24 protein-coding genes, 4 tRNA genes and 1 riboswitch are annotated in these 26,295 nt (G+C 42.9%); of the genes, 5 read left to right on the plus strand and 23 right to left on the minus strand.

The features are described 5' to 3' along the window. Window positions 1-67: 67 nt before the first annotated feature. The 8 genes from DWW86_RS13350 to DWW86_RS17430 form a co-directional block, all read right to left on the minus strand. Window positions 68-4,543 (minus strand): PolC-type DNA polymerase III, encoded by a 4,476-nt coding sequence (locus DWW86_RS13350; protein ID WP_117943660.1) that lies wholly within the window; start codon window positions 4,541-4,543, stop codon window positions 68-70. Window positions 4,544-4,558: 15 nt separating this feature from the next. Beyond that, window positions 4,559-5,614, minus strand: a complete 1,056-nt coding sequence (ispG, locus tag DWW86_RS13355) for a flavodoxin-dependent (E)-4-hydroxy-3-methylbut-2-enyl-diphosphate synthase (RefSeq protein WP_117943661.1) — start codon at window positions 5,612-5,614, stop codon at window positions 4,559-4,561. Between the two features lie 65 nt (window positions 5,615-5,679). After that, on the minus strand, window positions 5,680-6,852 hold the full coding sequence (locus DWW86_RS13360; protein WP_117943662.1) for a toxic anion resistance protein: 1,173 nt from the start codon (window positions 6,850-6,852) through the stop codon (window positions 5,680-5,682). 65 nt (window positions 6,853-6,917) lie between these two features. Further along, window positions 6,918-8,114: a 5-bromo-4-chloroindolyl phosphate hydrolysis family protein gene (locus DWW86_RS13365; protein ID WP_117943663.1), complete on the minus strand. Its 1,197-nt coding sequence runs from the start codon at window positions 8,112-8,114 to the stop codon at window positions 6,918-6,920. Between the two features lie 137 nt (window positions 8,115-8,251). After that, window positions 8,252-9,277, minus strand: coding sequence for a branched-chain amino acid aminotransferase (locus DWW86_RS13370; RefSeq protein WP_117943664.1), 1,026 nt, complete (start codon window positions 9,275-9,277; stop codon window positions 8,252-8,254). A 93-nt stretch (window positions 9,278-9,370) separates the two neighbouring features. Continuing rightward, complete coding sequence (locus DWW86_RS13375) at window positions 9,371-9,862, minus strand: dihydrofolate reductase (protein WP_117943665.1); 492 nt, start codon at window positions 9,860-9,862, stop codon at window positions 9,371-9,373. Window positions 9,863-9,908: 46 nt separating this feature from the next. Continuing rightward, entirely contained in the window at window positions 9,909-10,757 is an 849-nt protein-coding gene (gene thyA / locus DWW86_RS13380; protein ID WP_072521562.1) for a thymidylate synthase, read from the minus strand. Window positions 10,758-10,781: 24 nt separating this feature from the next. After that, window positions 10,782-10,907, minus strand: coding sequence for a hypothetical protein (locus tag DWW86_RS17430; RefSeq protein ID WP_286187732.1), 126 nt, complete (start codon window positions 10,905-10,907; stop codon window positions 10,782-10,784). A 162-nt stretch (window positions 10,908-11,069) separates the two neighbouring features. On the opposite strand from DWW86_RS17430, the gene DWW86_RS13390 reads away from it, so the two are divergent. Further along, window positions 11,070-11,603 (plus strand): VanZ family protein, encoded by a 534-nt coding sequence (locus DWW86_RS13390; protein WP_072521563.1) that lies wholly within the window; start codon window positions 11,070-11,072, stop codon window positions 11,601-11,603. Window positions 11,604-11,648: 45 nt separating this feature from the next. On the opposite strand, the gene DWW86_RS13395 is transcribed toward DWW86_RS13390, so the two are convergent. The 3 genes from DWW86_RS13395 to DWW86_RS13405 form a co-directional block, all read right to left on the minus strand. Next, the gene (locus DWW86_RS13395; protein WP_072521564.1) at window positions 11,649-12,089 is read right to left on the minus strand and encodes a DUF308 domain-containing protein; all 441 of its coding nucleotides are present in this window, start codon (window positions 12,087-12,089) and stop codon (window positions 11,649-11,651) included. Beyond that, window positions 12,089-13,663 (minus strand): 4-alpha-glucanotransferase, encoded by a 1,575-nt coding sequence (gene malQ / locus DWW86_RS13400; RefSeq protein ID WP_072521565.1) that lies wholly within the window; start codon window positions 13,661-13,663, stop codon window positions 12,089-12,091. The genes DWW86_RS13395 and malQ overlap by 1 nt, the downstream gene beginning before the upstream one ends. Before the next feature lie 61 nt (window positions 13,664-13,724). Next, window positions 13,725-14,657 carry an alpha/beta fold hydrolase gene (locus tag DWW86_RS13405; protein ID WP_117943666.1) on the minus strand — a complete coding sequence of 311 codons (933 nt, stop codon included), beginning with the start codon at window positions 14,655-14,657 and terminating at the stop codon, window positions 13,725-13,727. Window positions 14,658-14,812: 155 nt separating this feature from the next. Between DWW86_RS13405 and DWW86_RS13410 the strand changes: the two genes are divergently transcribed. Together DWW86_RS13410 and DWW86_RS13415 are read left to right on the plus strand one after the other, a co-directional pair. Then, window positions 14,813-15,910 carry a DUF5067 domain-containing protein gene (locus DWW86_RS13410; protein ID WP_072521567.1) on the plus strand — a complete coding sequence of 366 codons (1,098 nt, stop codon included), beginning with the start codon at window positions 14,813-14,815 and terminating at the stop codon, window positions 15,908-15,910. Between the two features lie 94 nt (window positions 15,911-16,004). Further along, the gene (locus DWW86_RS13415; protein ID WP_072521568.1) at window positions 16,005-16,220 is read left to right on the plus strand and encodes a DUF378 domain-containing protein; all 216 of its coding nucleotides are present in this window, start codon (window positions 16,005-16,007) and stop codon (window positions 16,218-16,220) included. On the opposite strand, the gene deoD is transcribed toward DWW86_RS13415, so the two are convergent. From deoD to DWW86_RS13435, 4 genes are all read right to left on the minus strand, one after another. Then, the gene (deoD, locus tag DWW86_RS13420; RefSeq protein ID WP_117943683.1) at window positions 16,221-16,928 is read right to left on the minus strand and encodes a purine-nucleoside phosphorylase; all 708 of its coding nucleotides are present in this window, start codon (window positions 16,926-16,928) and stop codon (window positions 16,221-16,223) included. Between the two features lie 66 nt (window positions 16,929-16,994). Then, window positions 16,995-17,067 (minus strand) — tRNA-Gly (locus tag DWW86_RS13425). Between the two features lie 5 nt (window positions 17,068-17,072). Further along, window positions 17,073-17,143, minus strand: a tRNA-Gly gene (locus tag DWW86_RS13430). Window positions 17,144-17,302: 159 nt separating this feature from the next. Beyond that, window positions 17,303-18,235, minus strand: a complete 933-nt coding sequence (locus DWW86_RS13435) for a serine O-acetyltransferase (protein ID WP_072521569.1) — start codon at window positions 18,233-18,235, stop codon at window positions 17,303-17,305. A 159-nt stretch (window positions 18,236-18,394) separates the two neighbouring features. On the opposite strand from DWW86_RS13435, the gene DWW86_RS13440 reads away from it, so the two are divergent. Continuing rightward, window positions 18,395-18,482: transfer RNA gene (locus DWW86_RS13440), tRNA-Ser, on the plus strand. A gap of 70 nt (window positions 18,483-18,552) precedes the next feature. Beyond that, window positions 18,553-18,623, plus strand: a tRNA-Trp gene (locus tag DWW86_RS13445). Between the two features lie 129 nt (window positions 18,624-18,752). Here DWW86_RS13445 and DWW86_RS13450 read toward each other — a convergent pair. The 8 genes from DWW86_RS13450 to DWW86_RS13485 form a co-directional block, all read right to left on the minus strand. Further along, entirely contained in the window at window positions 18,753-19,346 is a 594-nt protein-coding gene (locus tag DWW86_RS13450; protein ID WP_083585480.1) for a thiamine phosphate synthase, read from the minus strand. Next, a complete protein-coding gene (gene thiH / locus DWW86_RS13455; protein WP_117943667.1) occupies window positions 19,327-20,586 on the minus strand; it encodes a 2-iminoacetate synthase ThiH in 1,260 nt (419 codons plus the stop codon). Before thiH ends, DWW86_RS13450 begins: the two co-directional genes overlap by 20 nt. A gap of 15 nt (window positions 20,587-20,601) precedes the next feature. Continuing rightward, a complete protein-coding gene (locus DWW86_RS13460; RefSeq protein WP_117943668.1) occupies window positions 20,602-21,366 on the minus strand; it encodes a thiazole synthase in 765 nt (254 codons plus the stop codon). Between the two features lie 48 nt (window positions 21,367-21,414). After that, on the minus strand, window positions 21,415-21,609 hold the full coding sequence (gene thiS, locus DWW86_RS13465; protein WP_117943669.1) for a sulfur carrier protein ThiS: 195 nt from the start codon (window positions 21,607-21,609) through the stop codon (window positions 21,415-21,417). A gap of 239 nt (window positions 21,610-21,848) precedes the next feature. After that, on the minus strand, window positions 21,849-23,024 hold the full coding sequence (locus tag DWW86_RS13470) for a cation:proton antiporter (RefSeq protein ID WP_117943670.1): 1,176 nt from the start codon (window positions 23,022-23,024) through the stop codon (window positions 21,849-21,851). 49 nt (window positions 23,025-23,073) lie between these two features. After that, window positions 23,074-23,152: riboswitch (Fluoride riboswitch) on the minus strand. Between the two features lie 438 nt (window positions 23,153-23,590). Further along, complete coding sequence (locus DWW86_RS13475; protein ID WP_117943684.1) at window positions 23,591-24,220, minus strand: flavodoxin family protein; 630 nt, start codon at window positions 24,218-24,220, stop codon at window positions 23,591-23,593. A gap of 25 nt (window positions 24,221-24,245) precedes the next feature. After that, on the minus strand, window positions 24,246-25,391 hold the full coding sequence (locus tag DWW86_RS13480) for an aldo/keto reductase (RefSeq protein WP_117943671.1): 1,146 nt from the start codon (window positions 25,389-25,391) through the stop codon (window positions 24,246-24,248). Between the two features lie 282 nt (window positions 25,392-25,673). Further along, complete coding sequence (locus DWW86_RS13485) at window positions 25,674-26,294, minus strand: methylated-DNA--[protein]-cysteine S-methyltransferase (RefSeq protein WP_117943672.1); 621 nt, start codon at window positions 26,292-26,294, stop codon at window positions 25,674-25,676. Window position 26,295 lies beyond the last annotated feature (1 nt).

Here is a 26,295-nt window from a genome sequence, read left to right on the forward strand (position 1 = left end):
CATGTTAACATATACCACATTCCAATCAGTAATACAAACTTACTACATGACTTTTATATATGTAGGATCATGCAATTACCCCGTCGAACAGTGAAAACTGGTTCGACTGCGGAATATCTCCAAACAATCCCATATCATCCATAAGGTCGATGACTGTTTTGCTGACTTTTGTCCTGTCACGGAAGTCATCCTTTGACAGGAATTTTCCCTGCTTTGCCGCATCTACCACGGCCTCGGCAGCCTTATCTCCCATACCTTCAATACAGTTCAGTGCCGGCATCAGTTTCCCATCTATGATCTGAAAACGGTTTGCCTTTGCGCGGTAAAGGTCGATCGGCATAAACTCCAGACCACGCGCATACATTTCCTGTACGATTCGCATATCTTTGATAGTATCCTGTTCTTTCTTTGATGCTGCATCACCCTTTTTACGCAATTCTGCCAGATAAAAGTCCAGACGCTCACGACCCATACACATTGTCTCATAAGAAAATGCCGTTGCCCGGATACTGAAAAATGCCGCATAATATGCCAGCGGTTTAAACACCTTGAACCAGGCAATACGCCATGCCATCATAACGTATGCCGCAGCATGTGCCTTCGGGAACATGTACTTAATTTTTTTACAGGACCAAATATACCATTCCGGTACATTATGTTCTCTCATAGTTGCTTCCCACTCATCACGAAGTCCCTTTCCTTTACGGACGGCCTCCATGATAGTGAACGCAAGACTGCTCTCTACGCCCATACTGATGAGGTAGATCATGATGTCATCTCGTGTACAGATTGCGGTGGAAATCGTTGCTTTTCCCTCTTCGATCAAGGTCTGTGCATTGCCAAGCCATACGTCCGTACCATGAGACAGACCGGCAATACGTACAAGGTCAGAAAAATACTTTGGCTTTGTATCAATCAGCATCTGCATCGCAAAATCCGTACCAAACTCCGGCACACCAAGGCAGCCAAGCTTACAGCCGCCGATATTTTCCGGTTTTATTCCCAATGCCTCCGTACCTGCAAACAAAGACATAACTTCTTTGCTGTCCAGAGGAACATCTCTGGCACTTAAGCCGGTAAGATCCTCCAGCATACGGATCATTGTCGGATCATCGTGTCCGAGAATATCAAGTTTCAGAAGGTTTCCGTCAATGGAATGATAATCAAAATGTGTCGTGATGATATCACTGTTTTCGTCATTTGCCGGATGCTGCACCGGTGTAAATTTCTCAATCTCCTCACCAACAGGAAGAACAATGATACCGCCCGGATGCTGTCCGGTCGTTCTTCGGATACCGGTACATCCCTGTACGATACGGTTGATCTCACAGTAACGTTTGTGCTGTCCACGTTCTTCGTAGTAGTTTTTCACATAACCAAACGCTGTTTTTTCCGCAAGTGTACCGATGGTTCCTGCCTTGAATGTCTGACCCTTTCCAAAAATAACCTCTGTATAACGATGGGCATTTGCCTGATATTCACCGGAGAAGTTCAGGTCAATATCAGGCTCTTTATCACCTTTGAAACCAAGGAATGTTTCAAAAGGAATATCGAAGCCTTCTTTGTTCATCTTTGTTCCGCACTTCGGGCAGATACGGTCCGGCATATCACAACCTGCCATACCACCAAATTTTTTCACCTCCGGTGAATCAAAATCACTGTATTTGCAATTCGGACAAAGATAATGTGGCGGCAGCGGATTTACTTCCGTAATACCGGACATCGTTGCTGCAAGCGAAGATCCTACAGATCCTCGGGAACCTACCAGATATCCATCCTCATTGGATTTCCACACCAGTTTCTGCGCAATGATATACATAACCGCATAACCGTTGGAAATAATAGAGTGAAGTTCTTTATTCAGTCGGTCTTCTACAATCTGCGGAAGTACTTCTCCATACATCTCATGTGCTTTATTAAAACAGATATCCTTCAGATCCTGATCAGAGTTTTCAATGACCGGAGGATATTTATCCGGATGAATTGGTGAAATCTTCTCGATCATATCTGCGATTTTGTTTGTATTTGTAATAACGACTTCTTCTGCTTTTTCGCTTCCAAGATAGGAAAACTCTTCCAGCATTTCCTCGGTAGTACGAAGATAGAGAGGTGCCTGGTTATCCGCATCAGAAAAACCATTTCCAGCCATGATGATACGGCGGTAGATCTCATCCTCCGGATCCATAAAATGCACATCACAGGTCGCAACGACCGGCTTCTTGAACTGGTCACCCAGCTTGACGATTTTTTTGTTGATCTCGATCAGGTCTTCATTGGACTGAATACGGTCGTTCTTTTCATCTGCCAGCATAAATGCATTGTTTCCGAGCGGCTGGATTTCCAGATAATCGTAGAAATTAACAAGTCTTGCAATCTCCGGTTCCGGTGCATTTCGAAGAATTGCCTGATACAGTTCTCCCGCCTCACAAGCACTTCCGATCAGAAGCCCATCCCTGTGTTCGAGAAAAAGACTTTTCGGTACACGCGGACGACGGCGATAATATTTCAGGTGCGACTGGCTGACAAGCTTATACAGATTAATTCGCCCGGTCTCATTTCTTGCAAGAATAATTGCATGGTAAGTTGGCAGCTTCTTTATCGTATTGACCGAAACATTTCCCTGCTGATTCAGTGCATCCACATCATAAATATCGCGCTCTTTCAGCATTTCCACAAATCGTACAAAAATTTCTGCCGTACATGCTGCATCATCCACTGCCCTGTGGTGATGATCCAGAGATACGCCAACTGCTTTGGCAACTGTATCCAGTTTAAAACGGTTCAGCGCTGGCAGAAGAAAACGCGCCATACCGACTGTATCGACATATGTATACTCCTGTGGAAGCCCCTGTCTCTTGCAGTTTTCAATGATAAAACTCATATCAAAATCTGCATTATGCGCCACCATGACAGCACCCTCACAAAATTCCAGGAACTGTGGAAGTATCGTCTGAATATCCGGTGCATCCATGACCATTGAATCATTGATACTTGTCAGCTGCTCGATTCTGTATGGAATCGGTACTTTCGGATTTACAAATGTTGAAAAACGATCTGTGATCACCCCGTTTTCCACACGGACCGCACCAATTTCAATGATCTGACAGGTCAGCGGTGAGAAACCTGTCGTCTCGATGTCAAATACAACAAATTTTCCATCTATCAACTGTCCTTTACTGTTGGTCACAATACCTTTCAGGTCATCTACCAGATAAGCTTCCATTCCGTAAAGAACTTTGAAATCGGATTCCTTCGGTACACACCCGCCCCATGCATCAAAACAGTGATTCGCCTCAGGGAAGGCCTGTACAACACCATGATCCGTGATTGCGATTGCCTTATGCCCCCACTCGTACGCTCTTTTGACCAGATCTTTTGCAGTGGTAACACCATCCATATCGCTCATCTTTGTATGACAGTGCAGTTCCACACGTTTCTGCGGGCTGGTATCCATTCTCGTACTGCGGAAGTCAGCAATCTTTTTAATTCCGGAAATCGAACCGACAGTAAGTTCACTGTCAAATCTGTCGATTGTCGTAACACCTTTAAATTTCAGGAAAGCCCCTTTCTTCACAGATTCTGTTATCTCCGGCACCTGTTCATTACGAAGAAACATCTTGATCACAATGGAATCTGTAAAATCCGTCACAGGAAAAATCAAAATCGTTTTTTCGTTACGGATCTCCCTTGCCTCTACATCCATGACCTGACCGCGGATAATGACTTCGCCCATCTCACCTGTTATGGATTCCAGATCGATCGTATCACCCTCAAAATCTCTTCCATAAACCACGTCCGGATTGCTGTCCCTGCGGAAGCCGCCATGGAAATCCCCACGTGCACCTTTCTTTTCGAAAGTTTTCTGCTTCTGATCTGATTTAGCTTTTGTCTCTGTTTTTTGGCTGTCCTTTTGGGCTTCTGCGGCCTCTTCCGTCTTTTCTTCCTGCACCTCTTCCGGAGTCAGTTTTGCATGTTTTAATACGTTTGCAACTTCCTGTCGGATCTGCAGAGCTGCATTCTTACGGTATTTGCTTTCTTCTGCTTCAACAAACTGCAGATTGATCTTAAGGTTCATGCCACAACGCTCACAGAAGACTTTCTGCAGATATTCTACAAGAATCTCACTTTTTTCTCTGGAAATTACAGAATCTGGAAGTGTCAGATCCATCTGTTCGTCAGACGGAAAACTAATCTGCGAACGTTTAAACAGATTGTACTCAAGCATATTATAGTTCTTCAGCTCTATTTCCATGCTGGAACGGTAAACATCCAGAAAATTCGCCGGTGAATACTGTTTGGACAAATGGAACCGTTCGATCACTGTCACCTGCATTTCCAGCCCTGCAAAAAACTGTCGTTCAATCTGATTTTCCAGCGCCATGATATATTTCTTATGAATCCAGCGCTCACTGTGGATATACACCCACAGTCTGGTTTTCGCCGGATTGCATGCCACTCTCGAAACAGTAACCATCTCAAGCCATTCCTGCAGCTGATCATTCACTTTTAAGTTGGGAAATACATCGAAAAATTCTTTTTCCACGTTTTATGCCTCTCTTTATGCTTCCCAGTGGAGCAATTCCTCACGAAGTGTATCCAGGAGCTGATTTTCCGGTACCTTCCTTACAATTTCACCTTTTTTGATAAGAAGTCCCACGCCGACTCCACCTGCAATTCCGATATCTGCTTCCTTTGCCTCTCCCGGTCCGTTTACTACGCAGCCCATGACGGCAACTTTAATATCCAGCGGAATATCCTGTACCATTGCCTCAACCTGATTTGCAAGTCCGATCAGATCAATACGTGTACGTCCACAGGTCGGACAGGAAACGACTTCAATGCCTCCCTTACGCAGTCCAAGTGTTTTAAGAATGCGTTTCGCAGATTTGATTTCTTCCAGCGGTGCACCTGTCAGAGAAACACGTATCGTATCACCGATTCCCTGTGACAGAATAATTCCCAAGCCTACTGCTGATTTGATATTTCCAGAATAAAGAGTTCCTGCCTCTGTGATTCCCACATGAAGCGGATGATCTGTCTTTTCGGCGATCAGCTCATGCGCTTTGGCACACATCATAACATCAGAAGATTTGATACTGATCACAAGATTATCATACCCCATTTCTTCGATAATACGAACTTTGTCCAGTGCACTTTCCACAAGACCTTCTGCCGTCACACCATGATATTTTTCTACAAGTTCTTTCTCGAGGGAACCGCTGTTTACACCAACACGGATCGGAATGTTACGTTCTTTTGCCACATCCACGACAGCCTGAATCCTGTCTGTACTTCCGATATTTCCGGGATTAATACGGATTTTATCTGCGCCGTTTTCCATTGCTGCAATTGCAAGGCGATAGTCAAAATGAATATCAGCAACGAGCGGAATATGAATCTGTTTCTTAATTTCTTTTAAAGCCTGTGCTGCTTCCATCGTCGGTACTGCACAGCGAATGATATCACATCCGGCAGCTTCAAGTTCCAGAATCTGACGCACAGTTGCCTCTACATTTTCTGTTTTTGTGTTTGTCATAGACTGGATCAGGATCGGGTTTCCTCCGCCGATCTTTTTATTTCCTATCTGTACAACTTTTGTATGATCACGATACATAATCTTCTCTCCTTTTAGCGAAAAAGCGGAGCTGTCTATGTCAAACAGCTCCTCTTATCCATATGTCAGTGCTGGATTTCCAGCAGTTTTGCCTTCAGATCATTCTCCATCTTAAGCATTTCTGCCTCAGCAGCCTGTCGTTTCTCTCTGCCTTCTCTCTGAATTTTCATCACATCATCCAGTGTCTGGATCAGGTCGGCATTTGTTTTCTGTAAAGTTTCCATATCAACAATGCCACGCTCGGATTCTTTTGCAGTCTCCACAGATGCCATATGAAGTTTCTCAGCGTTTTTGCGAAGCAGTTCATTCGTAAGATCAGACACCTGGCTCTGTGCCTGTGCCGCCTCTGTAGAATGTGCAATACCAAGAGCAAGCACCATCTGGCTTTTCCAGAGCGGGATTGTGTTGACCAGTGTCGTCTGGATCTTTTCTGCCATCATTGTATCGTTATTCTGCACCAGACGGATCTGCGGTGCTGTCTGAAGGGAAATCATTCTGGTAAGTTCCAGATCATGAAGCTTCTTTTCGAATCTGGCACATTTGCTGTCCAGATCTTTTGCTGCCTGTGCATCTTCCGGAAGACCGGTTAGCTTTGCTTTCTCTTCCAATTCTTTAAGCTTGCCGTCCCGCATTCTGGAAAGGCTTAACTTGCCTGCCTGAATGTACATGGACAGTTCCTTGAAATACAGAAGATTCTGCTCATACATCTTATCCATCATCGCAGAATCCTTAAGAAGGCGCACCTGATGCTGCTCCAGTGTCTCGGAAATTTTTTCGACATTTGCCTCTGCTTTGTCATATTTGTTTTTCAGAGTTTCGATCTTGTTTGCCTGTTTCTTGAAGAAGCCAAACAATCCCTTTTCTTCTTCAGCATCAAAACCCTTTAATTCTCCGACTACTCCGGTCAGAAGATCGCCTACCTCGCCAAGATCCTGTGAACGTACATTTTTCAGTGCTTCATCAGAAAAATCAGCCATCTTCTTCTGTGTTCCAGCTCCATACTGCATAACCTGTGTCAGATTTTCCAGATCGATCTTTCCTGCAAAATCTTCGACCATCTGCTGTTCTTCCGGCGTAAGGACAGTCTGTGCCATTTTCTGCTGTACCGGATTCATTTCCTGCGTAACCTCCATCAGCTGTGCCTGTACTTCCGGTTCTTTTTCCTGTTCCATGACAAGTTCCGGCTCCAGTGTCAGCGACGGCATTCCTGTTTCTGCCTGCTTCATTTCATCACCCATAACGTTTTCCCTCTCATTTTCTGCATGTCGTATATCCTTGCTGCTTTTATTTTGAATTGCTTAAATTACTTTTTCTCAAAATCATTTACTGTCAGCCCCTCCTGTGCAAGCATGGTATGCAGAACGGATATATCACTTGACACATCCCATGCCGTATCCTGAAATACAGAATCCAGAAGTTTTGCAAATGCTTCGTTCAATGTATCCAGAGTATCCTCAATTTCTTTCTTTGAAGCCCGGATTGTCTCCCCCTGAATCGGCTGTCTGTCCATATCTTCATAAGCATCCAGAAGTTTCACTGTCATCGGAAGATAATAATCCATCATCTTTTTGAGATCCGGAATAATCTCCGGGTGCTCCTCTGCTCTCTGGAAAATCTGCTCTACGATCTGTTCCATTTTTGCAATTTTTGCTGAAATCTCTTCTCCCGGAATCGCATCATTACTTGCATGGATTTTCTTAATATATGCTTCACCCTTATCAAGGACTTCCTGCACCTGAGGACTGATCCGGCTCTGCTTTTCACTCTCCTGCATTCTCTTCTGCGCTTCCTCGGCACTGCGCTGTTCCAGCGCCTTCTGCGTTTCTTCATACTGTCTGTAGGTTTCATTGCTTGTGATCAGGCAGGTTTCCTTTGTATCTGTTCTTCCTTCCAGAAACCAGCTTTTCGCGATCATATAGTGAATATCTTTTTTGACTGATTTTATGCTTCTGCCGACTGTTTTCGCCAGATCTTCAAAACTACAATATGTTTTGTGTCCCAGTGTTTTTTTGTATTTCTGAAAACGTTTCAGTCTGCCCAGACCAGTGCATCCGCTGCCGATCATCCCGACTCCGGCAAGTGTACCGATCAGTGTCACAACTGTGGAACCAATACCTCCGTGTCCCATGACCGCCTGCAGGATCTGCACAGTCAGAAGCCCGATTGCCATACTTCCGGAAATAATTCCGCCAAACACGATCAACAGGATATCCTTTACTTTTTCTCCGCCGGTATTACCATAAAGCTCCGGATGCGTTTCTGTATTTTCGACAGTCCCCCGCACTTTCTGTGCCCCTGCTTCCGGCTTACGATATCCAGCCTTCTCCGGATGCTCTTTCTGATATTGTTTCAGGGTGCTGTTTACCATTCTTGTGATTGACTGGTTCAGTTCCTGATAATTGCTTGTTTTGACCGCATTTTCTATAGTTGTCTGAACTTCGCGGACTTTCTGCTCTACAAAGCTGAAATCCGATCCGTTGTCATAAGATTTTTTATCCATGCCATCCTCCTGTAAACTATTTCTTATTATACAGAAATACGGACAAAAAAACAAGGTACAGGAAAGCGTCCTGCACCTTGTCTTGAATTTATGAGTAAGCTCATATGGATTTAAATCTTTTGGCCCTGCATCATAAATTATTCGATAACTTTGATCCATCCTTCCGGAGCTTCGATGCGTCCCATCTGGATTCCGGTAAGTGTCTCGTAAAGTTTCTTTGTTGTCGGTCCCATTTCTTCCATTCCACTTGGGAAGCAGATTTCTTTGCCATGGTCTACGATCTTTCCAACCGGAGAGATAACTGCTGCAGTACCGCAAAGTCCGCATTCTGCGAAATCTTTTACTTCGTCCAGATATACTTCACGTTCTTCGACTTTCAGTCCGAGATAATGTTCTGCAACATATATCAGAGAACGGCGTGTGATGGATGGAAGAATACTATTGGACTTCGGTGTTACAACGGTGTTGTCCTTTGTAACGAAGATGAAGTTTGCTCCACCTGTCTCTTCAACTTTTGTTCTTGTAGCAGAATCAAGATACATATTTTCGTCATAACCCTGACGATGTGCATCCATAATTGCATGAAGGCTCATTGCATAGTTCAGACCTGCTTTGATGTGTCCTGTTCCATGCGGTGCGGCACGGTCAAAATCTGTAACACGGATCGTAATCGGTTTTGCGCCGCCCTTGAAATACGGTCCAACCGGTGTAGTAAGGATACGGAACTGATATTCATCAGCCGGTTTTACACCGATAACAGGGTTGCTTCCGAACATGTACGGACGTACATAAAGTGTTGCACCTGAGCCGTATGGCGGTACATAAGCTTCATTTGCTTTGATTGTCTGCACGACAGCATCAACAAAACGATCCTCCGGGAATACCGGCATTTCCAGTCTTCTTGCAGAATTTGCAAGGCGCTCTGCGTTGAGGTCCGGACGGAATGTTACAATATGTCCGTCTTCTGTTGTGTAGGCTTTCATACCTTCAAATACAGTCTGTGCATACTGGAATACACATGCACATTCGTTCAGTGTAACGTTCGGATCTGTGGTCAGAGTTCCTTCATCCCATTTACCATCTTTGAAGTTGGCAACATAACGATAGTCTGTCGGAATATAGCCGAATCCGATGCTGCCCCAGTCAATGTTCTTTTTTTCCATAATATATCTTCCTCCATTCGTATGGATATCTTTGCTACCCATTTTAGCACTTTATTGTGGTGACTTCAATGTAAAAATCACAGAGAAAAAGATTTATTTTACTCTTTCATATTTTACGAAGGAATATTCCAGATCAAAATATGTCTGTTCATCACTTTCTGCAGTGATTTTCCATTCCGGCATCTCATCAAGATTCGGGAAATAACTGTCTGCTTCATATCCAAAGTCAATCTTTGTCACATGGGCGATATCGCAGTAAGGAAGAAGCTGTTTGTACACACTGTCTCCACCGATACAGTATACTTCCTCTGACGGATATTTTTTAATTTCTTCAAGGAGTTCTTCAATAGTATGAACGATAATTGCATCTTTTACTTTATAATTTTTGTTTCCGGTAAGTACGATATTGGTTCTGTTTTTGAGCGGAAGCCCGTTCGGAAAACTTTCCAGAGTCTTGCGTCCCATAACAACGACCTTACCAGTCGTTTCCTGACGGAACATTTTCATATCTGCCGGAATGCTCACCAGAAGTTTGTTGTCTTTGCCGATTGCCCAGTTTTTATCTGCTGCTACGATAATATTCATTTTAACGTTCCTTTCTCCAGGTAGATTTCTTTCCCGTTCACACGGATCAGACTGCGATCGGAATATTTTTGATCTGCGGCCATGTCTGATAATTTTCTACGATCAGATCATCCGTTGTAAAATCATAGAAATTTTTGATTTCCGGGTTAAGTTTCACGGTCGGTGCCGGATAAGGTGTACGACTGATCAGTTCTTTGATCACCGGTACATGACGGTCATAAATATGACAGTCTGCGATCACATGCACAAGCTCTCCAGCCTCCATATCACATACCTGCGCAATCATCATCAGAAGGATGGAATACTGACATACATTCCAGTTGTTTGCAGCCAGAATATCCTGTGAACGCTGGTTCAGCACCGCGTTTAGTGTAAGTTTGTCTTTTCCCGGTTCTTTCGTCACATTAAAAGTCATAGAATATGCACATGGATACAGATTCATCTCGTGGAGATCCTGATGCACATAAATATTAGTCATGATACGACGACTGTACGGATTATTTTTGAGATCATATAAAACACGGTCAACCTGATCCATCATGCCCTCTTTGTACTGGTGTTTTACCTGCAGCTGATAGCCATATGCCTTGCCGATAGAACCATTTTCATCTGCCCAGCTGTCCCAGATATGACTGTGCAGGTCATGGATATCATTGGATTTTTTCTGCCAGATCCATAAGATCTCATCCATTGCACTCTTCAACGCTGTCCTACGTAGAGTCAGTGCCGGAAATTCTTTACGTAGATCATAACGGTTCACCACGCCAAATCGTTTGATCGTGTAGGCCGGTGTGCCGTCTTCCCATACCGGACGTACTTTCTCGCCTTCTGTACTTGTCCCGTTTTCTATTACATCTTTGCACATATTAATAAAAGTAACATCTGCCAAACTCATTGCATTTCTCCTTTCATTTCCCCATCATATAAACTTTATATTCTCCAGATCCGCTTTCGGTCCCGGCTCTGTATCATTTCCGTATAAATTATAACACATCACAACATAAGATGCACCTTCTGAAAATTCCGGTTCATCATAAATATTCATCTTTTTTCCTGACATTCTTTTTAACACTGTTTCCTTTCATTTTACCACCTATCGTTTTTTCTGTGAACCTTCGGATTCATTTAAAAAACATTGTATTTTTCAGCATTTTTGTCATTTTTTCCTATCTTTACTTTTTTCTGGAGCCATGCTATATTAAAACCCATGAAAATACTGATTACACTTTTGAAACCCTTATCTTTTCTTCCTGCGCTTCTTATGATGTATCTGATCTTTTCATTCTCAGCCCAGACCGGGGAGGTGTCCGGGGAATTAAGTTACAAGATCAGCTATAAAATTGTAGAAGTCAAGAACGAGGTTTTACACGAAAACAAGGATTCTTATGAATTAAGCTATGAAGCAGACAATATTCATTTTTATGTAAGAAAAGCAGCGCATATGACCGAATATTTCCTTCTGGCCGTAGCAATTTCTTTCCCACTTTACGTTTATCGTATCCGCGGTATCTGGCTGTTCCTTCTTGCCGGCATTTTCTGTGTCGGTTTTGCCGGACTTGACGAATACCACCAGTCCTTTGTCGGCGGCCGTGGTCCCTCTGTCAGGGATGTTTGCATTGACAGCTCAGGTGCATTGATCGGAATTATTCTGGTTCAGCTTTTTTGCTGGTCCTCCTTACATACACCTGGTTCTTCTTCACGCAAACGTAAAAAAAATCGCAAAAAGCGCCGCAGATCCTGATTCTGCGACGCTTTTTCTTATCTATAAGAATCTCTGTCGATATTCTTATTCTTCTTTTTCTGTATCAGCCTGTGTTTCAGTCTCCCCGACATCATCCAGACTTTCTGCAAGTCTTGCACGTTCTGCAATACTCATGGTCTTCTTTTCTTCTGCCGGCTGTGTTTCCCTGATAACCTGTGTCTGTGCTTCCTGTTCTGCACGTTTTTCCTTTTCACGGCGCAGATAATTCCTTCCACCTGTAAAAAGCATTACAGCACCGACGATGATAAATCCGACACCTGCCGCAAAAAATCCCCAACTGCCACCTTCTACACCCTCCAGCACATTCTTGCAAAGCCGATAGCCCGTATACAAAAGATAACATCCTGCCAGAATCATCAATATCATACTCCTGGTTGGTACTTCCGGTTTCTTTTCTTCCTGCGAGTTCTCACCAGAGGCAGTCACTTCTGTCTCCTGCTCTGTCATTTTATCCTGTTCACTCATTATGCCTCTCCTTTTTTCTCAGCCTTAGTGTCTGTTTCTGCCTTAATCTTTTCTTTCTCAGTTTCTTTTTCTTCGGAGACAACCGATTCTTTTGCCAGGCGGCCATAGATTCTGGTTACTTCTCTTATATGGTACAGTGTTGTCTCGGAAATCTGATTCTTTGTAAGTCTCCATTTCCAGTTATCACCAAGTGTAGACGGTGCATTCATACGTGCTTCATTACCAAGACACAGATAATCCTGAATCGGGATGATTGCAAGTTCTGCCACACTTGACAGTGCCGTACGTATCAACGCCCATACACAGTCATTAACCGGCTGTTCATAACAATTTATGTACTCTCTTACAAAGTTCAGGTCATGACCCTGAAGGTTTTCGAGCCAGCCTTTTGTTGTTTCATTGTCATGCGTTCCTGTATAAACGACACAGTTACTGTCATATTTGTATGGAAGATAACTGCTGTCCTCACTTCCGTCAAAGGCAAACTGTAATACCTTCATTCCCGGGAAACCGCTTTCTTTCAGCATGTCCAGAACACTCTCTGTAAGGAATCCCAGATCCTCGGCGATCACACGCAACTCTTTGATATCTTTATGCAGAGCGCGGAACAGATCCATACCCGGTCCCTTTTCCCATTCACCGTTTTCGGCAGTCTTGTCCCCATACGGGATCGCATAATACTCATCAAATCCGCGAAAATGGTCAATACGCACAACATCATAAAGCTTCAGACTGTGGCGCATTCGCTGAACCCACCAACCGTAATTGTCTTTTTTCAGCTTTTTCCAGTCATACAGAGGATTACCCCAAAGCTGTCCGCTTGCAGAAAATGCATCCGGCGGACATCCCGCAACAGCTTTCGGATTATAGTCTTCATCAAACTGGAGCATCTCTGGATTTGCCCATGCATCTGAACTGTCCAAAGCTACATAGATTGGCACATCTCCAATGATCTGGATTCCCTTTTTGTTGGCATATTTTTTAAGCTTGCTCCACTGCGTGGTAAAGCAATACTGCTGGAAACTATAGAATTCAACTTCTTCTGCCAGTTCTTTCTCTGCTTCTTTTACGGCTTTTGAATGGCGGTCCTTTAATTCTTCCGGCCAGTCGATCCAGCATTTACCATTCTGTGCATTCTTGATTGCCATAAACAGGCAGTAGTCCAAAAGCCAGTCTTCTTCTTGTTTCAAAAATGCAACATAATCCGGATCATTTTTTAAATTGGCTCTTTCATATGCTTTGCGGAGCAGTTTGAAGCGGGACAGGTACATCTTCTCATAATCAACATAAGATTCGCTTCCGCCCCAGTCACAGCTTTCACATTCTTCCTTTGTCAGTAATTTCTTATCGATCAAAGTCTCCAGATCAATAAAGTACGGGTTTCCTGCAAATGTGGACACTGACTGGTATGGCGAATCACCATATCCGGTTGGTCCCAGTGGAAGAATCTGCCAGTACTGCTGTCCGGCCTTCTCCAGCTGATCTACAAAATCATAGGCCTCCTTTGAAAAACATCCTATTCCATACTTTGACGGAACACTGGATATTCCCATCAAAATGCCACTTGCTCTCATTGTCTCTCCTCCAAATCTGGTAAATATTCACAAAAATCATTATACCAGAATTGTTGCTATTTTAAAATCCTTTTTTCTTTATGTATGCAGCAATATCCTTCCAGACTTTTTCGTGATCTTTTTCATTCAGAATTTCATGCCGCATACCCTGATAGAGCTTGCCTTTGACATCCAGATAACCGGCTCTGCGCATCGCATGGACAGCACCCGCAAACTTACGTACATTACCAAGACACGGATCCTCTGCTCCACTTATAAAAAGAACCGGCATTTTGGATCGTGTACATCTCCAGCCGTGAACATCATATGCCTTTTTCATCAGGTCAAACAATGCCAGATATGCATCATCCGTAAAGGTAAATCCGCATAAATCTGATTCAGTATATGCTTTATAAACTTCCGGGTCCGAACAGATCCAAGAATTTCTGTTCCCTTCGCCGCGGAATTTCATTGCATACGCGCCAAGCGACATTGCCTCAAGCAGTTTACTTTTATGATGCGCACCCAGAATTCTGCCTTCAACACAGGCAATCGCCTTACCGAGCGGTCTCGCCTTGTTTTCACTCGGAGAGCCACAGACAATCAGCATATCGATACAGTCATCATGCTCCGCTGCAAAAGCACGAACCGCCAGAGATCCCATGCTGTGCCCAAACAAAATCACAGGGAGGTCCGGAAAATGTCTGTGTATTTCTTTATTTACTGTCCCGATATCCTGAAGCATCGCCTCTGCTCCGCCGCCATACATATATCCCAAATCATCCGGATTCTTCACGCTCTTTCCATGTCCGCGATGATCATGAATAACTGTTATGTACCCTTTTTCCGCCAGATATTCCATAAAAGGAATATAGCGTTCTTTATGTTCGCTCATTCCATGAACCAGCTGAATCACTGCTCTGTACTCTGTCTTTTCTTCCGGCATGATGCATAATGCAGAAATTTCCAATCCATCCGCCTCAGACAAAAATGTGCCTTCCTGTTTTCTTATCATATTTTTCCTCCACAGTTTTATCGGTAGTTTCTTATATGTTATTAATCTTCATTGTAGAGTGGGGAATTGACCTTGTCAAGCAATGCCGGCTTCTGCTATAATGAAATTATATATAAATAAAAAACTTTTTAACCGGAACTTCATAAGGAGGAAATATGGATACAAACAATCAGGAATTTTTTGAGGATGAGGAAGTGCAGAAAACTCCAGTCCGAAAGAAAAAGAAGAAAAAAGGACTGATCATCTTTCTGGTCATCCTTGTTCTGGTTATCGCGGGCGGTGCCGGATATTACTTCTACGAGCGTCAGAAACCAATTGAAACCACCAAAGATTTTCTTGAAAACATGCGTGCAATGAATTTTGACGGCATGAAGGCTCTTCTGCAGAGCAATGACATGTCCGCCCTCGATGACGCAGACATCACGAGTAATGCCTACACCTCATTTTTCAAAAAAATCAATGAAAAAATGAGCTACAAAATCACGAAGACAAGTTTCCAGATCCAGAACGGAACTGCTTCTGTAACTGCGCACATCCGTTATATTGACGGTGCCGACATTTACAAAGAAACTATCACCGAGTTTCTGAAACAGATCGTTTCCACCGCATTTTCCGGTTCAACACTTACCGAAGAAGAAACAGAGCAGAAACTTGCTTCCCTTCTCGATGAGAAATCATCTACTGTAGAAGATAAATTTACAGAAACCGATATTACTTATCCGGTAATTGAATCCGATGGTAAATGGAAGATCGTTGCCCTTGATGCTGATACTGTAAGAGTCATGTCTGCAAACTTTACCAACGTACAGGATGAGATTGACCAGTCTCTTGCAGATCTGAACAATCCGGACGCTACAGTTGAAAATACAACACCGAGCAGTACCACAAGCATTGATATGGAAAATGATCATTTCACACTGAGACTGACGCAGTTCCGTATCGCACAGGAAATCGATGACAGCGACTGTCTGATGCTCTACTGTGATTATACAAACAACAGCAGTTCTACTTCCAGCGCGCTTGTCGATGTACAGCTTTCAGCCTCACAAAATGGAGAAAAACTTTCTCCGGCAGTACCGAAAGAAGATGATCCGGCAATCAACAACTACATCGCAGAAGTTGAACCGGGAAAAACCGTGACCATCTGTTACGCATTTTCTTTGAATGATAAATCCGATGTAACGCTGGAAGCATCCGAAGCGTTCGCATTCGGAGATGGTAATGTCACTTCACAGACAATCAAATTACAGTAAAATGAATTTTCAAAAAAATTCGCAGCAGAAAAATCTGCTGCGAATATTTTTTTTGCGATTATGGAATACTAGCACTGTGAAAGGATGGTGACTTATGGGAAATAAATTCTTACAGTATTTTTCACTTACAATTGCCATAATCGGTGCGATCAACTGGGGCCTGATCGGTTTTTTCAATCTGAACCTCGTTGCCCTTCTCTTTGGCAGTATGAGCTGGCTCTCCCGTATTATCTACGGTCTGGTCGGAATCTGCGGTCTGTATCTTCTGTCTTTTTACGGACTGATTGAGAAGGACAGAACAACTTCCTGATCAGCAGGATTCCAGAGCCACCTTCATCATATTTTCAAAAGATTCCTGTCTTGCCAGTGAAGAAAGCTCTTCATGTGTCACGAAAGAATCTGAAATTGTCAGAAGGCAGGCTGCATTTTTTCCAAGAAGCTTCGCATTGTGAAACAGTGCGAAGCTTTCCATTTCTACACACTCGCACTGATGTTTCCGATAAAGTTCCCGGAAATCGTCCATATTATCTTCTGCATAAAATACATCAGAGGAATGAACTCTCGCCGGTTTTACCGGTATCTGCAAGCGTTCTGCTGTCTCAAGGATCTTTGCATTAAATTCTTTTGACGGATACATTACATCATCCTGACATCCATTCTGTACTTTTGCAAAGCTGGATTGGCTCCATGCACTGTCCACAAGAACTACGTCATACACTGCCAGGTGGTCTGTATATGCGCCGGCCGATCCAATACGGATAATATTTTCCACATCATAAAACTTAAACAGTTCATAAGAATAAATCCCCATGGACGGCATGCCCATTCCACTTGCCATTACAGTAAGTTCCTTACCTCTGTAAGTTCCGGTATAACCATATACATTCCGGACTTTATTTACAAGTTTTGCATTCTCCAGAAAGTGCTCGGCTACATACTTGGCACGAAGCGGATCACCCGGCATGATGACCGTTCCTGCAATTTCCTCTTTTTTCGCTTCAATGTGTGGGGTTGGTATCGGCATATTTCATTCCTCCTTATTTTTATAATAGAAAAAGGACTCTGAAATCTCAGAGTCCTCAAGAGCGATAGACGGGGCTCGAACCCGCGGTCTCGACCTTGGCAAGGTCGCGCGTTACCAACTACGCCACTATCGCATAAGAGCGGGTGATGGGAATCGAACCCACGTATCCAGCTTGGAAGGCTGGTGTTCTACCATTGAACTACACCCGCATATCGCTGTGCTTGCGATGCGTTTTTGTTTCGCTCGCTTCAACGATATTGAGTATATCTTATAACTCATGATTTGTCAACAGGTATTTTTAAATTTTTTTAATTTTTTTTATAATATATTTTTTCCTGTTATTTTGGGTAGTTTTGTCAACTTATGTTTTAGTCCTGCCAGTCCCACACATCGGCTTTTGATACAGCATTACGCGGCTTCTTAATTACAAGTTCCGGACTCTTGGCGCTGACCTTTGTATTCGCCGGAATAGATTCTGTAATAAAGGTATTACCACCAATGATTGTATTCTCTCCAATCACAGTCTCACCGCCGAGTACAGATGAATTTGAATAAATCGTTACATTATCACAGATTGTCGGATGACGTTTGACATTTGCAAGCTGCTGTCCCTGTCTGGTAGAAAGTGCTCCCAGAGTCACTCCCTGGTACAGCTTCACATTGCGGCCAATTTCTGTAGTCTCACCGATTACCACACCGGTTCCATGGTCAATAAAGAAATAATCGCCGATCACAGCCCCGGGATTAATATCGATACCGGTCTTGCCATGTGCATACTCTGTCATAATTCTAGGAATATGAGGAACATTCTCCACATAGAGAATATGTGCCAGACGGTATACATAGATTGCAAACACGCCCGGATAGGAAGAAATAATCTCTTCTTTGCTCTTTGCAGCCGGGTCTCCATCAAAACCAGCCTGCACATCTTTCAGAAGTCTCTCCTGCACTTCCGGGAGCTTTTCAAAAAATCCGCCGCAGATACGATCTGCCTGCTCTGATGCCTCCTGCTGCTCTATTTCCTGATTTGCATACAGAAGTGCGATTTCAATCTGCTCTTTCAGTCTGTCGTAAAGATCATTTAGTCTGTAGCCTGTATAATATTCCGGAAACATGCCTGCTGCAGAATCTGACCAGAAATATCCCGGGAAGATTACAGCACGCAGCTCCTTTACTACATCAATGATCACTGCTCTGCTCGGAAGACTTCTTCCGTTCTTCGGCATAAATAATTCTTCATTTTTATAATTTTCAGTCAATGCAGCTGTTGCTTTTAAGATCGCATCTTTTTTTCTGTCCATAAGTCAACCTCTTTCCATTCAATTCAATGCTTTTATATTAACATATTATTATAGTATCCTTTTCACGTCAACAAAAAGAATTGTCCTTTCCGCATAAAAAAGATTGACCTTTCCCCCATCACCTTATATAATGGAACATGTTTGGTGGATATCAGACATGGAGATGTACCCAAGTGGCTGAAGGGTCCGCACTCGAAATGCGGTAGATCGGGCAACCGGTGCGAGGGTTCAAATCCCTCCATCTCCGCTTGACAACAACAGCGTTATCTGTTATAATTTCATTCGTTGCAGATGAAATAATTACACTTCGCTGATACAGGGGATTGGTCAAATGGTATGATAGGGGTCTCCAAAACCTTTGGTGGGAGTTCGATTCTCTCATCCCCTGCTCATTAAGAGCCTGAAAGCCTTTAACATCAAGGCATTCAGGCTCTTTTGTTTTGCCCGAATAGGGGCAGGGTACCACTCAGGGTACCACTCAGGATACCACCCTCTTATTCTGACAGCAGATTTTATGCTATATTTTCATAAAACCGGACATCATACATCCGCCGGCCGCACCTGCATCAATCACCTGCGGCAGACGCTCCATATTGATACCGCCGATTGCATATACCGGCACCGGACATGCTTTGCAGATTTCCCGAACAAATTCCAGTCCTTTTCCCTTAAGTCCTTTTTTGCATTCCGTTTCAAAGATCGTTCCAAGAATAATCTGCGTGGCTCCGTTTTTTACAGCAGTTTTCATATCTTCCATACTGTGACAGGAAACACTGATTTCCTGAAAATCTTTTCTGAGATTTCTTTGTTCCTCTTCTTTCATTTCCTCAATTACGGGAATGGACAGATGAATCCGTCCGCAGCCCAGACTTTTTGCTATAGTAATTCTGGAGTGCAGGAAACAATTTACGTCTTCTTCTCTGCACATGTCCAGAACTTTTTCTGCAACTACTTCATACGCATCATCCGGCAGATCTTTTTCTCGTAAAATCACCGCATGTGGATGCAGAAGAATCACTTTTTGCATCTGCTCAAAAAAATCTCCCTGCACCAGTGTACGATTCGTAATTACTATAGTATGTTCATATTTTTTATACATAGATGTAATCATTCAGAACCGGCTGTAAACCGCCCTGCTCCATATCTTCATACATTTTTCCGAAGGAACGGTCATCGTTAATTTCAAACTGCTCGTCTCCGACATTATCATCTTCTTTGCCTTCATATTTTTCTTCATGATCACCAATTCCGGTAGAAACGCCTGCCGACACCTTCGTTGCACAGATTTTTGCGATTCCATTTCGAAACGTGGCACTTTCACGGCTTGATACTGTAATTCCCGCGAACGGAAGAAATATACGATATGCACACAATACCTGACAGAGTTCTTTTTCTCCCACATCACGCGGATTGATTCTGTCGTTGTTGACAATCGGACGTAGACGCGGACAGCTCAAAGAAAGCTCTGCATGTGGATATTTGCGGTTAATGTAGTAAACATGCAGTGCTGTAGCCAGTGCATCTTTCCGGAAATCATCCAATCCCAGAAGTGCAGAAAATCCGGCTCCTCTCATGCCTCCTATCAGTGCACGTTCCTGTGCATCAAAACGGTATGGCCAGACACGTTTATGTCCCATAAGATGAAGTGTCTCATATTTGTCTGTATTATAAGTTTCCTGAAAAACCGTGACGTAATCCACACCACATTCATGCAGATATTGATATTCGTCTACATTCACAGGATAAATCTCAATTCCGATATTTTTGAAATATTTTCTTGCAATCTTTACAGCTTCACCGATATATTTCACATCAGAATATGTGCGGCTCTCTCCTGTCAGCATCAGGATCTCTTCCATACCGGTCTTTGCAATGACCTGCATCTCATGTTCAATTTCTTCAAACGTCAGCTTTTTACGCCTGATATTATTGTAGCAGTTAAATCCACAGTAAATGCAGTAATTCTGGCAGTAATTCGCAATATATAACGGAGTAAAAATATAGACCGTATTTCCGAAATGATTCTTTGTAAGTTCCTCTGCTTTTCTTGCCATCTGTTCAAGATACGGTGCCGCTGCCGGGGACAAAAGTGCTTTAAAATCTTCTATCGAACAGGATTCATGGGAAAGCGCCCGTTCCACATCACCTGCGGTATAAGCGTCATAATCATACTCATCCATTGCCCGAAGTACTTTATCTTTTATATCAGATTGAATAACCTGCATTCCTTCCATATATTCCATATGATTTGTACGGAAAGACGGATCCTGCTCAAGTCTGTGTTTTCTCTCCAGCGCTGCCGGTGGAAGTTTGTCACTGTCTATAAAATATACCTGATTTTCTTCATTCATGATTCCGCTTCCTCCTTAGCGCAAAAATCCTGTCAGCGGATCGGATGCGCTTCCACCTCTGGCAAGAACTCGTCCCATTCCGGTAAGATAAGCTTTTCTTCCGGCTTCAATCGCCAGTTTAAATGCAGATGCCATTTCCGGCACATTTCCCGCTGTTGCAATCGCGGTGTTGGCCATGATCGCTGCTGCACCCATTTCCATTGATTCACATGCCTGAGATGGTTTTCCGATTCCCGCGTCTACAATAACCGGCAGATCAATCTCATCAATCAGTATCTGGATCATAGCTTTTGTTGCAAGACCTTTGTTGCTGCCAATTGGGGCTGCCAGCGGCATAACCGCAGCCGCACCTGCATTCTGAAGGTCTCTTGCCACATTCAGATCCGGATTCATATAAGGCAAAACAACAAATCCTTCCTTAGCCAGAATCTCCGTTGCCTTGACCGTTTCATAGTTATCTGGGAAAAGATACTTCGCATCACGCATAACTTCAATTTTTACAAAATTTCCGCATCCCATTGCCCTGCTCAGTCTCGCGATACGGACCGCCTCTTCTGCTGTTCTCGCTCCTGATGTATTTGGCAGCAGCGTCACTCCTTTTGGAATAAAATCAAGAATATTTTCACTCTCCTGCGTATTTGCACGACGAAGTGCAAGCGTAATGATCTCCGCACCACCCTGTTCAACTGCTGCTTTGATCAGATTCAGATTATATTTTCCTGATCCAAGAATAAAACGACTTTTAAATTCTTTTCCGCCTAATACTAATTTATCTTCCATCTTCTGTTCTCTCTTTCTGTTTATTTTGCCTGGTTCATTGCAGGATTTTCAGCCTCCTCCGACAAAACGAAGGACTTCTATTTCATCATTATCCTGAATCGTCACATTGCCGAGATTTTCTCTTGGGATGATCTCAAAATTGCGTTCTACAACTACCCATTCTGATTTATATCCCGCTTCATTCAGATATTCCAGAAGATTTTTTCCTGTAATGTCTTTATCCTCACCATTGATTTTTACCATCTATACGCTCCTTTCACTTTCTTATATACGCAAAAAGGCACCGGACAACACACTTATGGTGTTGTCCGGCGCCTAAAATATCCTGTGAAAAGTGGTGCCCCCAGTTCACACTCAACCCATTCATCCGGGCTGCATATATGCAAAATATTATACAAAACTCAGGAAGACTTTGCAAGTGTTATTCTGAAAGATTTACAAAAGCTTTTACATTATTCTCTTTACATATTTTATCCCATTCATTATTTATTCAGTAATTTCTTATATGACAAATCAATAGCAAATGCCCCCAGCGGTGCAGTAAATACTATTGCAAGAACCGCCACAGTAAGTACGGTATCTCCACAGGCCAACCCCAATGCAAGCGGGATTCCTCCAATCGCAGCCTGAACAGTTGCTTTTGGTGTATAGGCCATCATAGCAAACAATTGCTCTTTTCTTTTAAGATTTGTTCCCAGCAGACATACAAATACACCAAACATTCGAAATATCAATGCCCCAATAATAACAACGAAAGCTTTGGCTCCGACTTTTCCAAGGTATTCAATATTTACAGTTGCTCCTACAAGCACAAACAGAAAAACTTCTGCCGCAACCCATAACTTCCCATATTTTACAGAGAGTCTTTTAGCAACAGCTTCTCTCTTTTTCTGTAATCCTATTCCGATAAACATAACCGCAATCAATGATGAAAATGTAATTGCTGTTGTCAATTTATCCTCAATTACTACAAGCAAAAATGAAATGCTCAAAATGATAAGCACTTTTGATGTATCCCGTATATGTACTTTTTTAAAGAAATATGCCAGTAACACACCCAGGAACAATCCTATTGCAATTCCGAAAAATATGGAAACCGGAATATTTACAAACTTAAGTATAGAAGCGCCTTCCCCCTGCATCATTCCGACAAATGTGGAAAACAGAACTATGACATACACATCGTCAACGGATGCGCCTGCAAGGATCAATTGTGGAATTCCTTCTTTTACTCCATAGCCCTCATCCATAAGCTTCACCATTCTGGGAACAACAACAGCCGGTGAAACTGCTGCAAGTACTGCGCCCATAACAGCCGACTCTAATACGCTTAATCCCATTAGTTTTGGTGCCAGCAGAATCATACCCAGCAATTCAAAAGATGCCGGTACAAAACACATAAGAACTGCAGGTCTTCCAATCTTTTTAAGTCCGGACAGATCCAGCCCGAGACCTGCTCTTGTAAGAATGATGATCAATGCTATTTTACGAAGTTCTGCAGATATTCCAAGAATACTGCCATCCAGCAGATTAAGCCCATATGGTCCCAGAATAATGCCGGTGATTAACATTCCAAGTAAAGCCGGTAACTTCATTTTCCGGCATATCCATCCCATGAACATTCCCAAAATTAGAATCAGTGAAATACTTAATAACATAAAATTCCTCCCTATATACGCAGAAAAAGCTGAGACTTTCTGCGTCAGTTTACTCGCAGAAGTCATCAGCTTTCATAAGCGGTTTAAGTAATTTATTACTCAGGGAGAACTTCATTCCCTTTATAGCCTTAATAAGAATAGCACATAAGCTCCTCTTTCGCAAGAAAAAATCATTTTACTCAAACGATCCTACCCCAAATCAGACTTATTCACATTTGAACCATCCATTTTTGTCGCTTGCCATGACTTGCACTATATTTTCCAAGGTATAAGTCATCTAATTTTTAAAATCTGGATGACTTTATACTCATTTACTATTATCTGAGGTATCTCAAATCTGAAATTTGGTGGACCCGGATAACAAATAAAGAAATTGCAGCAATCCCTGCCAGTACCTGTCCTGTCATATTTATTTCCCCATCGTATAGAATTAACTATTTTGTCAATTTCCAGAGGTTTTCCCCTGTTGCCTCTAGTTAGTTGCCACTGACTTTATTTTAGTACTAAAAACAGCTATATATATTCTCAATTAAATATACACAGCTGTTTATGTAGATTTGTTTTTCTTATCGGATAAAATGTGTTGCTACTCTTTCTTCTTTTTCAGGAAGTCCTAACTGCTCTTTGCCAAGTGCGATGCTCTTCATCAGGAATGTCATATTGGCAGCAAGGGTGCGCATGGTCTGCTTGCCTTCTTCGTCCTTTTCGGCTTCACCCGGAGTTCTTCCGTAAATACTGTTCCAATACTGGCTGGATGCAATCGGCATTCCGGATATGGTAAAATATTTATTGAGTTCGTCAAACGTCGCCGAACATCCGCCTCGTCTGGCACAGGCGATACTTGCACCGACTTTCATCGTCTTATCAAAATGACTGCTGTAAAACAGGCGGTCAAGACAGGCGATCAGCGTTGCATTTGCAGACGCATAATAGACCGGACTTGCAACCACAAGACCATCTGCTTCTTCAAATTTCGGTGCAAGTTCATTTACGATATCGTCAAAGACACATTTACCTTTTTCATAGCAGGAATTACATGCAACACATCCACGAATGGCTTTATTTCCAACTGTCACTGTTTCCACATCGACTCCGTTTTCTTTAAAAACTTTCTCCATCTCTCGCAGTGCGATTGATGTATTTCCATTTGATTTCGGACTTCCGTTTATCATAAGTACCTTTAAATTTTCTTTCATAATCTTCTTTCCCTGTCTGTGCTTTTTAACATCCAAATAATTTTGCTGTTTTTTCCATACGTTCCGCGATTGGCACACCGAACGGACACCTTGCTTCACATGCCTGGCATCCGATACATTCAGATGCTTTGTGCTCCAGCAATTCATAATGCGATTGAACCGTTGCCGGAACTTCCGGCTGCATCGTCGCAAGATCATAAAACTTGTTGATCATTGCGATATCCAGATTAGATACACATGGTTTGCAATGACCGCAGTATGTACACTCTCCTCTGTAGGAGTGAAAAGGTGCACTGGCAATCACTGATGCATAATCCTTCTCCTCTTCGTTCGCATTTTCGTATGCTGTTGCCTGATCCACCTGTTCTTTTGTATCATAGCCGCACATGATCGAACAGACCGCCGGACGTGTCAGTGCATAGTGAATACACTGTACCGGTGTCAGGCTTACTCCGAACGGGGAACGTTTTTCATCAAAAAGTCTTCCGCCTGCAAAACCTTTCATTACTGTAATTCCCACATCATTCTGTTCACATACCTTGTACAGACGTGCACGATCCGGGTCTGTTCCTTTCAGATTTTCATCAAATTTCTCCGCGAACATCGTATCAATATTTTCACTTGCAGGAAGCATGTCAAATGCCGGATTGATGCTGAAAAGAATCATTTCCACATAACCGGACTCTGCCGCCTTTACCGCTACTTTCGGGTTGTGGGAACTCATACCGATATGACGGATCACTCCGTTCTTTTTTAAGTCCATCACATACTCCAGATAATCCGAATGCTGGATCTGCTCCCATTCTTCTTCAGAATCCACATAATGAATCATTCCGAGATCAATATAATCTGTCTGCAGTCTCTTCAGAAGATCTTCAAAAGCCGGACGCACATATTTCATATCTCTTGTACGGAAATACTGCTCATCTTTCCATGTAGAACCGATATGTCCCTGAATAAACCATTTGGAGCGGTTTTCTTTGATTCCCTCTCCGATAATATTTCTGGATTTCGGATCTGCCATCCAGCAGTCCAGAATGTTGATTCCCTTTGATGAAGCATAACGAATCAGCTCAATACTTTCCTCTTCCGGATGACGTTCCAGCCACTCACCGCCAAAACCAATTTCACTGACCTCTAATTCAGTTTTGCCCAATCTGCGTGTTTTCATTAGTTTTCCTCCAATAAATATAATCATCCTATTTTCACACAAAATATCAAACATTTCTACAACAGTATAACATAAGCTTTTCCGAATTATAATCGTCTAAAAAAGTGGCTATCGTTACCGGTACCGCAGCATTCCCGCTTGGGCTGTCATTTTCACCATATTGCCGATATTTATCCTGCTGTTTCCATTTCGAATCATCGGTACATTACATATCGCTGCGATGACTTCCATGTTGGTCTGGATGATCCTGCTATAAGAAAGTGATATGCTCCCTTCTTTTTTTCAGATTCCATATTTTTTGAGATCTACTTTGCCATTGACCACTTCTACACCGTCTGCTTCCAGAAGTTTTGCCTGTGCGCCGCCTCCTCCGAATGCAAAGGCTCCGGCAAGTTCTCCCTTCGAATTGACTACCCGAAAACACGGGATATGCTCCGGATCCGGATTTTTATGCAGCGCATTTCCGACTGCCCGTGACATTTTGGGGTTCCCTGCCATTTCTGCAACTTTCCCATATGTTGCAACATGGCCTTTTGGGATTCGTTTTACTGCCTCATAGATTCGCTTCGTCGGACTGTCTGTGATCAGATCATAACTTTCGGCAATCATTCTCTTGATGTCTTTATCCGGTATGCTTCCATCCAGTATAATCGTATTCCAGTGTTCTTTATCCTGGTGGTATCCCGCTGTCACAGACTCATATGCGGATCGCCAGAAATCGCGCCATTCCGGATCTGTTTTTACATTCAGATTGATATATCCGTTGCGTTCATAAATCCATAGGAAAGCCTTTTTGCTTCCTTTTACCCTTATCAGCTGCCAGTTCGGATCATGGAAAGGTTTTTCTTCGTATACACTTTTAAATGACAGGCCAAACTTTAATGCTTCTTCACGTGTTTTCATA

This window comes from Ruminococcus sp. AF17-22AC (assembly GCF_003460065.1).
Lineage (GTDB): Bacteria > Bacillota > Clostridia > Lachnospirales > Lachnospiraceae > Blautia_A.

What these genes read in the sequence shown, in the direction of transcription:
- ispG (WP_117943661.1), bottom strand. Translation starts at nt 5,614, where the DNA reads ATGTATCGTGATCATACAAAAGTTGTACAGATAGGAAATAAAAAGATC.
- DWW86_RS13360 (WP_117943662.1), bottom strand. Translation starts at nt 6,852, where the DNA reads ATGGGTGATGAAATGAAGCAGGCAGAAACAGGAATGCCGTCGCTGACA.
- DWW86_RS13365 (WP_117943663.1), bottom strand. Translation starts at nt 8,114, where the DNA reads ATGGATAAAAAATCTTATGACAACGGATCGGATTTCAGCTTTGTAGAG.
- DWW86_RS13370 (WP_117943664.1), bottom strand. Translation starts at nt 9,277, where the DNA reads ATGGAAAAAAAGAACATTGACTGGGGCAGCATCGGATTCGGCTATATT.
- DWW86_RS13375 (WP_117943665.1), bottom strand. Translation starts at nt 9,862, where the DNA reads ATGAATATTATCGTAGCAGCAGATAAAAACTGGGCAATCGGCAAAGAC.
- thyA (WP_072521562.1), bottom strand. Translation starts at nt 10,757, where the DNA reads ATGAGTTTGGCAGATGTTACTTTTATTAATATGTGCAAAGATGTAATA.
- DWW86_RS17430 (WP_286187732.1), bottom strand. Translation starts at nt 10,907, where the DNA reads ATGAATATTTATGATGAACCGGAATTTTCAGAAGGTGCATCTTATGTT.
- DWW86_RS13390 (WP_072521563.1), top strand. Translation starts at nt 11,070, where the DNA reads ATGAAAATACTGATTACACTTTTGAAACCCTTATCTTTTCTTCCTGCG.
- DWW86_RS13395 (WP_072521564.1), bottom strand. Translation starts at nt 12,089, where the DNA reads ATGAGTGAACAGGATAAAATGACAGAGCAGGAGACAGAAGTGACTGCC.
- malQ (WP_072521565.1), bottom strand. Translation starts at nt 13,663, where the DNA reads ATGAGAGCAAGTGGCATTTTGATGGGAATATCCAGTGTTCCGTCAAAG.
- DWW86_RS13405 (WP_117943666.1), bottom strand. Translation starts at nt 14,657, where the DNA reads ATGATAAGAAAACAGGAAGGCACATTTTTGTCTGAGGCGGATGGATTG.
- DWW86_RS13410 (WP_072521567.1), top strand. Translation starts at nt 14,813, where the DNA reads ATGGATACAAACAATCAGGAATTTTTTGAGGATGAGGAAGTGCAGAAA.
- DWW86_RS13415 (WP_072521568.1), top strand. Translation starts at nt 16,005, where the DNA reads ATGGGAAATAAATTCTTACAGTATTTTTCACTTACAATTGCCATAATC.
- DWW86_RS13435 (WP_072521569.1), bottom strand. Translation starts at nt 18,235, where the DNA reads ATGGACAGAAAAAAAGATGCGATCTTAAAAGCAACAGCTGCATTGACT.
- DWW86_RS13450 (WP_083585480.1), bottom strand. Translation starts at nt 19,346, where the DNA reads ATGATTACATCTATGTATAAAAAATATGAACATACTATAGTAATTACG.
- thiH (WP_117943667.1), bottom strand. Translation starts at nt 20,586, where the DNA reads ATGAATGAAGAAAATCAGGTATATTTTATAGACAGTGACAAACTTCCA.
- DWW86_RS13460 (WP_117943668.1), bottom strand. Translation starts at nt 21,366, where the DNA reads ATGGAAGATAAATTAGTATTAGGCGGAAAAGAATTTAAAAGTCGTTTT.
- thiS (WP_117943669.1), bottom strand. Translation starts at nt 21,609, where the DNA reads ATGGTAAAAATCAATGGTGAGGATAAAGACATTACAGGAAAAAATCTT.
- DWW86_RS13470 (WP_117943670.1), bottom strand. Translation starts at nt 23,024, where the DNA reads ATGTTATTAAGTATTTCACTGATTCTAATTTTGGGAATGTTCATGGGA.
- DWW86_RS13475 (WP_117943684.1), bottom strand. Translation starts at nt 24,220, where the DNA reads ATGAAAGAAAATTTAAAGGTACTTATGATAAACGGAAGTCCGAAATCA.
- DWW86_RS13480 (WP_117943671.1), bottom strand. Translation starts at nt 25,391, where the DNA reads ATGAAAACACGCAGATTGGGCAAAACTGAATTAGAGGTCAGTGAAATT.
- DWW86_RS13485 (WP_117943672.1), bottom strand. Translation starts at nt 26,294, where the DNA reads ATGAAAACACGTGAAGAAGCATTAAAGTTTGGCCTGTCATTTAAAAGT.